The sequence below is a fragment of the Chryseobacterium sp. 2P genome, assembly GCF_059579425.1.
The window spans coordinates 323,935-331,992 of sequence record NZ_CM184194.1; the positions used below are offsets into that span (position 1 = coordinate 323,935).

At 33.0% G+C, this 8,058-nt stretch carries 8 protein-coding genes and 1 tRNA gene; all 9 read left to right on the forward strand.

Annotation, left to right across the window (positions count from 1 at the left end; genetic code table 11):
- The 9 genes from AC52CF_RS01535 (at position 1) to AC52CF_RS01575 (ending at position 7,666) form a co-directional block, all read left to right on the forward strand.
- Complete coding sequence (locus AC52CF_RS01535; protein ID WP_214587382.1) at positions 1–576, forward strand: ExbD/TolR family protein; 576 nt, start codon at positions 1–3, stop codon at positions 574–576.
- 24 nt (positions 577–600) lie between these two features.
- The gene (locus AC52CF_RS01540) at positions 601–1,443 is read left to right on the forward strand and encodes an energy transducer TonB (RefSeq protein ID WP_214587381.1); all 843 of its coding nucleotides are present in this window, start codon (positions 601–603) and stop codon (positions 1,441–1,443) included.
- 75 nt (positions 1,444–1,518) lie between these two features.
- The gene (locus AC52CF_RS01545) at positions 1,519–1,716 is read left to right on the forward strand and encodes a DUF308 domain-containing protein (protein ID WP_250902056.1); all 198 of its coding nucleotides are present in this window, start codon (positions 1,519–1,521) and stop codon (positions 1,714–1,716) included.
- Positions 1,706–2,578, forward strand: a complete 873-nt coding sequence (locus AC52CF_RS01550; protein WP_214587380.1) for a PstS family phosphate ABC transporter substrate-binding protein — start codon at positions 1,706–1,708, stop codon at positions 2,576–2,578. Before AC52CF_RS01545 ends, AC52CF_RS01550 begins: the two co-directional genes overlap by 11 nt.
- Before the next feature lie 95 nt (positions 2,579–2,673).
- Positions 2,674–4,323: a tetratricopeptide repeat protein gene (locus AC52CF_RS01555; protein WP_214587379.1), complete on the forward strand. Its 1,650-nt coding sequence runs from the start codon at positions 2,674–2,676 to the stop codon at positions 4,321–4,323.
- 78 nt (positions 4,324–4,401) lie between these two features.
- The gene (bshB1, locus tag AC52CF_RS01560; RefSeq protein ID WP_375180805.1) at positions 4,402–5,121 is read left to right on the forward strand and encodes a bacillithiol biosynthesis deacetylase BshB1; all 720 of its coding nucleotides are present in this window, start codon (positions 4,402–4,404) and stop codon (positions 5,119–5,121) included.
- Positions 5,122–5,156: 35 nt separating this feature from the next.
- Positions 5,157–5,232: transfer RNA gene (locus tag AC52CF_RS01565), tRNA-His, on the forward strand.
- Between the two features lie 536 nt (positions 5,233–5,768).
- The gene (locus AC52CF_RS01570) at positions 5,769–6,929 is read left to right on the forward strand and encodes a serine hydrolase domain-containing protein (protein ID WP_375180806.1); all 1,161 of its coding nucleotides are present in this window, start codon (positions 5,769–5,771) and stop codon (positions 6,927–6,929) included.
- Between the two features lie 236 nt (positions 6,930–7,165).
- Positions 7,166–7,666: a UpxY family transcription antiterminator gene (locus AC52CF_RS01575; protein ID WP_214587376.1), complete on the forward strand. Its 501-nt coding sequence runs from the start codon at positions 7,166–7,168 to the stop codon at positions 7,664–7,666.
- The last annotated feature ends 392 nt before the right edge of the window (positions 7,667–8,058 follow it).

An 8,058-nucleotide genomic window follows, 5' to 3' on the forward strand; every position in this document is an offset into this window, starting at 1 on the left:
ATGGCAGAAGTACAAGTACAGGAAAAGGGCGCCAAAGGCGGCAAGGTACGTTCCAAGAAACAGAGTACCAGAGTCGATATGACTCCGATGGTGGACTTGGGTTTTCTATTGATTACCTTCTTTATGTTCACAACCACATTCTCTAAACCGAATGTAATGGATTTGGGTCTTCCGGCAAAACCGAAGGATGAAACAAAAAAACCACCTCCAACAGAAATTAAACTTTCTAACTCTATATCTTTATTATTAGGTAAAGACAATAAGATATTCTGGCATCAGCAGGACAACACGTCTTTAACAGATCAGAATCTTAACGAAACTACTTTTGATAGAGAAGGAATCAGAAAAGTAATTGAGCAGGCAAAAGCAAACGCGGCAGATAAAACTAAATTTACGGTTATTATTAAGCCAACTGACGATGCTGTATATAAAAACTTCGTAGATATCCTTGACGAAATGGCAATTACAAAAAGCGAGCAGTACGGTGTTACTGATCTTAAACCTTGGGAAAAAGCTATTTACGATAAAAAAGTGGGTAATTCTGGAGCTGCAGCAGCAACTCCGGCTACTAAGTAATTTAAACCATAAAATTGTAAATCTATGGCAAATGAAAATGTATACGATCCGAATCTTACTTTAGATGAGATTGTATTTGAAAATAGAAACAAGGAATATGGTGCATACGATTTAAGACATCAGTACCCAAAACTTCTGACAAAATCTTTCATCGTTGGAACAGCATTATTCCTTATTGCTGCTTTGTCTCCATTTATCTATCTTACCATTAAGAGACTTACTGCTCCGCCTAAACAGGAAGTTAAGGCTGATCTGGTAGATGTTCTTCAGGAAGATAAAATTATTGAGCAGCCAAAAGAAGAAGAACCACCACCACCACCTCCGCCAAAAGAGGAAGAGAAAATTGAAATTATTCAAAACGTGGTTCCAGAGCCTGTAAAAGCTCCAAAAATTGAAACACCGCCGCCACCAATTTCTAAGCAATTAGAAACAACAACTGGTCTGGTAAATCAGGAAGGGGTAAAAGCTCCGGCTTACACTCCGCCGCCACCGCCGCCATCAACAGGTACAAAGGCGTCTACCGCTGAAGTAAAACCACAGGTAAGCGATACTCAGGTTTATACTGAAGTTGAGCAGACTGCTGAATTCCCTGGAGGTATTAATGCTTTCAGAAATAAAGTATCCAGTAACTTTGATGGTTCAGCAATGAACGGAGATGAAGGTACTGTAAAAACTGAAATTACCTTTGTAGTAGAGAGGGACGGAAGTATTACTGACGTTAAAGCAAGTGGTGGAAATTCTGACTTCAATGCTGAAGCAATCAGAACCATTAAGTCTATTAAAAATAAATGGACTCCTGCTAAGATTAACGGTCAGTCTGTACGTTACAGATTCAGATTACCTTTAACAATGAATTTTGAAGGATAAGATTTATCTTTAAAATAATAATTAAAAAAGAGAAGCATTTGCTTCTCTTTTTATTTTTTTTGGTATTTTTGTTATATGATGTTCAATTGGTTATCTCTGGTTACGGGATTATTTTATATCGTTCTGGGAATTGTAGTGATATTCTACAAATTTTTCTTTACAGTTTTGGATCCGGGAGTTGCCTACGCGCTAGGTGGACTTCTTATTTTATATGGAATTTTCAGAATTTACAGAGCAATTACTAGAATTAAAAATTCAGGAAATGAAGAATAGTATTAAACTTATAATGCTGTTTTTCGTTAGCATTGTAGCAGTAGGTTGTAAAAAAGAAGATAAATCTGCGTCATACCATAAAGGTGAAATGACAATTCTCACCGATGAATCTTTTAAAAGTGTAACAGAGGCTTTAGCAGAAGGCTATATGATCAATTATCCTGAAACAAAAATAAAAGTAACTACCAAAAAAGAAGATCTCGGATTTATTGATTTACTTAACAATAAAGTAAGAATCGCTGTAATGTCGAGAGATCTTACTCCTGAAGAGATTAAAGAATATGAAAAACAGATTGAACTGAAATTTCTGCCCGCAAAATTTGCAGCAGATGCTGTTATTTTTGTTGTTCCCAAAGATTCTCCCAAAGAAAAGATTACAATTGATGAGATTCAGAAAGGATTACAGTCTGACGATAAAGAATTTATTTTTGACGGAGCAAATTCCAGCAATCTGAATTTTGTTGCGCAAAAGCTTAAAAAACTCCCAAAAGATTTAAAATTTTCAGTCATTCCGGGAAGCAAGAATATTATTGAAGAACTCAATAAATATCCTGATAAAATAGGGGTTATCGGTCTTAATACTTTCAGCCGTCCTTATGATAAGGAATCTGAACAGCTGAGAAGTATGGTGAAAATTCTTCCTGTTGAAGACAAGGGAAAACTTTACAATACAGATTTTGAAAACCTGCGTAAAATGAATTATCCATTTACAAGAGTCCTATATTTTTTAACAAACGAAGGAAACTTCAATCTTGCCAATGGTTTTATAAGGTATTCGTGCACACAACTTGGACAGATGATTGTTCAGAAAGAAGGCTTGCAACCTTATAATCTTTACAGAAGAGAAGTTCAGATGCGTTAAAAAGTATTAAATTAATCCTTTAACCAAAATAAATGTATTATTTTGGTCTGAAAATTGTGTATTACTTAAATTGAATTTTGATTAGAAAATATAAAATGAAAGATATAATGAATATGAATGTAAAGAAGCTTGCTTTTGGAGCAGCTGTAATGTTTTTTACCAACTTTGCCGTTGCACAAACTGTACAGGATGGTATCAACAGTATCGATAGTGATAAATATGCTCAGGCAAAAACTAATTTTACGAACATGATCGCTTCAGCACCTACTGCAGAAAACTATTTCTATTTAGGGAATACGTATCTGAAGCAGGGAGAACCTGATTATGTGGCTGCAACTGAGAATTTTAATAAAGGTCTTGCAGCAGACAGTAAAAGTTATTTAAATAAATTAGGTTTAGCAACTGTAAAACTTGGAAAAGGAGATAAAAATGCTATTGCTGAAATTCAAAAAATTGTAACAGATTCAAAAGAGAAAGATGCAGAAGTTCTTTTCAGAGCAGCAGAAGCATTGACTTTATTTGAAAAAAATAACTCTCCTGATCTTGCAATTCAGTATTTGAATAAAGCGATTGAAAGAGCTGAGAAAAAAGGAGTTCCGGCTCATTACTATTATACTTTAGGAGATGCTTACAGACTAAAAAGAATGCCCGGAGATGCAATGTCTGCTTATGACAAAGCTCTTCCTCTGGCTAAAAATAAAGCGTCGGTTTATACAAGAATTGGTACTTTATGGATGGCTGCACAACAATGGCAGCAAGCTAAAACAAGCATAGATAAAGCAATCGCGACAGATCCTTCTTATGCTCCTGCGTATAAAGCTCTTGCTGCTTATGATATCAGATATCAGCAAAATGCAAAAGCAACTCAGGATCTTATCAACTATACAAAATATGCTGATGAAGATCCATATACTCAATTAGAAATTGCAAAGCTTTATTTTACCAATGAAGACTATGCAAATTCCAAGCAGGTTTTAGATAAGATTTTTGATAAGATCAATGATCCTATTAAATTTAAATTAAGAGCGTATCAATTATATGCTGACGGAAAATATGCAGAAGCAAAACAGAATATGGATAATTTTGTTTCCCAGGCTGATAAATCAAGAGTACAACCTGCAGATCAGGGGCTGCAAGGGCTTATCGCAGCAGGTTTAGCAAAAACTGAAAAAGATACCGCTAAGAAAGCTGCATTAACATCTGAAGCACAACAAAAAATAGCTATTGCAAAAGCTGCAAAAGATGAAACATTAAAGTGGGATATGGAATTGGTGAAAATAGCAGGAGGAGGCGCTTCTCAGGCTGACATTGATGCAGGACCAACAAACCCTACAATCGAAGGATTGAAGCAGAAAGTTGCAGCGAATGCCCAGGATTCAGACTCTCTATTTAAGTTGGCAACAGCCTATCAGGATGCAAAAAACTGGAACGGTGCAATCGCGACATGGCAAAAAATGAATGCTTTATTGCCTGATTGGGCACCTGGTTATTACAGTTTAGGTTACTCTTATCAACAAGCCGGAAATAGTGACGCTGCGAAAATGGCATACGAAAAATTCATTAGCACTGTGAAACCTACAGAACAGGATGCCAACAAGCAAACTCTTGCTTACGCTTATTTTGCTGTAGCATACATGTCTAAAGATTCAGACTTGGCAAAAGCAAAAGATTATGTTGCAAAATCTGTACAGTTGGATCCAACTTATCAGGACGCAGTAAAATTAAATGCAGAAATTAATAAATAATTTAATACAATTATAAATAATGAAACTTCCCATTCTTAATGTTTGGGAAGTTTTTAATTTAACCCTATCTTTGATAGTATGAAAACAGATATACTAGCTTTTGGTGCACATCCTGATGATGTAGAATTGGGATGTGGAGGAACGATAGCCAAAATGGTTTCAGAAGGAAAAACCTGCGTTATTGTTGATCTTACGAGAGGAGAGCTCGGAACGAGAGGAACTGAGGAAACCAGAAAAAATGAAGCATTAGATGCTGCAAAAATTCTTGGTGTTTCTATCAGAGAAAATTTAAATATGAAAGATGGGTTTTTGGAAAATAACGAGGAGTATCAGATGAGGATTATAAAAATGGTTCGTAAATACAGACCGGAAATCGTCTTTTCTAATACAACTGATGACAGACATCCCGATCATGCAAAAGGATCGAAATTAGTGTCAGATGCGTGCTTTTTAGCCGGTTTAAGAAAAATCGAAACAGTTTTGGAAGGCGAAAATCAGGAAGCATGGAGGCCAAAACATATTTTTAACTATATGCAATGGAAAAATGTGGAACCTGAATTCGTTATTGATATTTCAGAATTTCTGGATGCGAAAATTGAAGCTTGTAAGGCTTTTAAGACTCAGTTTTATGATCCGGATTCTAAAGAGCCGGAAACTCCGATTACTTCAAAAAACTTTTTGGACAGCTTAACTTACCGCGCGATGGATTTAGGTAGATTATCGGGAGTGGCTTATGCTGAGGGATTTACGTCTGAGAAGCTAATTGCATTGAAAAATTTTGACGGAATTGTTTGGTAATTAAAAAATCTTTCCTATATTTGCACTCACAAAACGGTGATTGTAGCTCAGTTGGTTAGAGCGTCGGATTGTGGTTCCGAAGGTCGTGGGTTCGAGACCCATCATTCACCCAATAAAAGTGCACTTTTCAAAAGTGTACTTTTTTATTTTACAACAGATTTTAATTTCAACAAATTAAATTAAAAGTTTATTCCTGAGATTTTCTTGCGTATATTTTTTTGATCAAGTGCAAAAGTTGGAGGCTAAGCAAAAAGTTTAGTTAATCTGAATAGAAAGAAAGTTTTGCCTTTTACTCCCCGGAGTTGTATTCTGAAGTTTTTTATTTTCGCATTAAAAGATTCCGCAGCGGCATTGGTGCTTCTTGCTTCAAAATACAGGTGAAGCAGACTTTCTTTTCTTCAATTTTACAGCATTATAATATTCCGCTAAGTATTATGGAGGCAAAAAATTGGTAATTCTTGTTTGCTGAACATATAACAATGTTGTAAAGAAAAACATACAGGATATTATATCTTTTTGTAATATTGAGAAGTTAAATTTTACCTATTTTCTATATAATTAAAGAAAATCAAAAAAAATATGTAAAGTAAGTTCTGGTAATTAGTTTTGCAGATTACAAATAATATGATACATTCGTTAAAAAAACCATGAAAAAAACATTGAAATTTTTAAAAAAAACGATATCATACTTTATTATTTTTTGGTTTATAATATTCGCAATATTATATTTAACAGGAAATAAATATTTTTTTAGGGCAATTAGATTAACTTATTTACAAGGCAATACAACATCCAATATATCTGATGCAAAAGACTTTGATGTTAATACTATTAAATCTTCAAAACCCCAAGATTGGGAACTACATCCAAATTACAATAAAGCAAAATTGTCAAATGAGTTTGTAAAAGAATTAGAAAAATATAAGACTGCTGCTTTTTTGGTAATTAAGGATGGTAAAATACTTCAGGAACATTATTGGAGGCCATACTCCGAAAAATCCCTGACCAATTCTTTTTCAATGGCAAAATCTTTGGTGACGCTTTTAGCTCAAAAAGCAATTGAAGATGGGTATATTAACAGTTGGGAACAACCTATTACAGATTATTTACCAGAATATAAAAATGATCCCAATGCTCAAAAATGTACCATAGCTGATTTATCTAAAATGACTTCGGGTTTTAATTGGAAAGAGGATTATTATTTTCCATTAAATCCAACTTCGAAGGCGTATTATGGAAAGAATATGGACGAAGTAATTCTGAACAGAAAATTTATACAAGCCCCTGATACAAAATGGAAATATCTTAGTGGAAACACCCAATTATTGGGATATATAATTAGTAGAGCTACAAAAAAAACTTTGTCTGAATATTTATCCGAAAAATTTTGGAAGCCTTTGGGAATGAGTCAAGATGCAACATGGACAGTGGATCATACAGGAGGTATTGAAAAAGCTTATTGTTGTGTTAGTAGTTGTGCGAGGGATTTTGCAAAATTTGGACAGTTGTACTTACAAAAGGGAAATTGGAATGGAAAGCAATTAATAGATAGCACGTTTTTAGAAAAAGCAACCCATCCTAATTCTCTATCTCATGGAGTATATGGTTATGGTTTTTGGATGGATTATACACATAAATATCCATTTTATATGATGAAGGGACATTTGGGACAATATGTGATTTGCTTACCCAAACAAAATGCCATTATTGTCCGTTTAGGAGAAAGTAGAACAAAAGAGCTTGGTGAAAAAAATAAGTTTTTAACGAAAGATATTTATCTGTATATTAATGAAATAGAAAAATATTGAATTAATTTTTTGTTAAATTCATACTTTAGTGATATTTTTAAATGTTTTTTTAATATTTTAGCCAAAAAAGAAAAACCAATGATTAAAAAAACACAAGAAAAGTAATATTTATTATTTAGACTTAAAACTTCTTTTAATTATTTTCTTTTGTCTTTTTATCTCTCTTTATCTCTTTTGCGCATATTGATATGTGACTTAAGGGGCGAAGCCATAAACAACCATGATCTCTTACTCAAATGAATTTTATTGAAGGATGGTATGTTATTTATACCAAGTCTCGTTACGAAAAAAAAATTGCTCAAAAATTGACAGAAGAGAACTTTAAAGTTTTCTTACCACTTAATTCAACGATATCTCAATGGAGCGATCGTAAAAAGAGGATAGAAAAGCCTCTTTTTAGTTCTTATGTTTTTGTTTATCTAGAAACAATTAAAGATTATCTGAAAGCTCTAACTGTAGATGGGGTTGTATTATTCATAAAGTTTGGAGGTAGATTAGTTAGAGTTCTTGACGAAGAAATTAACAGTATTAAAATATTTTTGAACCAATTTTCTCAGGTTGAACTTAAGAATTCTTTAGCTATACAAGTCGGAGAAAAGAAGAGGATAATATCCGGTCCTTTTGAAAGTTACGAATGCGAAATTATAAAAATAGATAATAAGCAAAAGATTTGTGTAAGGATAGGTTCATTAGAGCAAAGCCTTATTGCTGAAATACATTCTTACCATTTAATTTGAAGAATCTTCACAGATTATTTTCATCAATTTTATGAAATGAACTCTGAAAATTAAGTATCTGAACTGATTTTTAAGTTTAAATAGAATGTTAATAGACTACTGATTTAATGATTTTAGACTATATTTTTCATGATTCAAATGTAGATTAATTCGAATAGATCATTTCAAAATTCAAGAAATAGTGCATGATTTCATTAACTAAATGAAGCGTTATAAATACAAAAAATAAATCCTAGTTGTTAAAAGGTTTGCAATAAAGAATCTAATATAAAGATAATAACGCAAAACTTTAAATACATTTTAAATTCTTAAAGAATACCTCCTTTTCTAAAAATAGATAATGATAAATTATTAGATAAGTATTCATATAAATTTGAATTTAATTCATCCTT

Excerpts from the sequence above, each read along its gene's own strand:
- AC52CF_RS01575 (WP_214587376.1), top strand. The coding sequence starts at position 7,166 with ATGAATTTTATTGAAGGATGGTATGTTATTTATACCAAGTCTCGTTAC.
- AC52CF_RS01550 (WP_214587380.1), top strand. The coding sequence starts at position 1,706 with ATGAAGAATAGTATTAAACTTATAATGCTGTTTTTCGTTAGCATTGTA.
- AC52CF_RS01535 (WP_214587382.1), top strand. The coding sequence starts at position 1 with ATGGCAGAAGTACAAGTACAGGAAAAGGGCGCCAAAGGCGGCAAGGTA.
- AC52CF_RS01545 (WP_250902056.1), top strand. The coding sequence starts at position 1,519 with ATGATGTTCAATTGGTTATCTCTGGTTACGGGATTATTTTATATCGTT.
- AC52CF_RS01555 (WP_214587379.1), top strand. The coding sequence starts at position 2,674 with ATGAAAGATATAATGAATATGAATGTAAAGAAGCTTGCTTTTGGAGCA.
- AC52CF_RS01570 (WP_375180806.1), top strand. The coding sequence starts at position 5,769 with ATGAAAAAAACATTGAAATTTTTAAAAAAAACGATATCATACTTTATT.
- AC52CF_RS01540 (WP_214587381.1), top strand. The coding sequence starts at position 601 with ATGGCAAATGAAAATGTATACGATCCGAATCTTACTTTAGATGAGATT.
- bshB1 (WP_375180805.1), top strand. The coding sequence starts at position 4,402 with ATGAAAACAGATATACTAGCTTTTGGTGCACATCCTGATGATGTAGAA.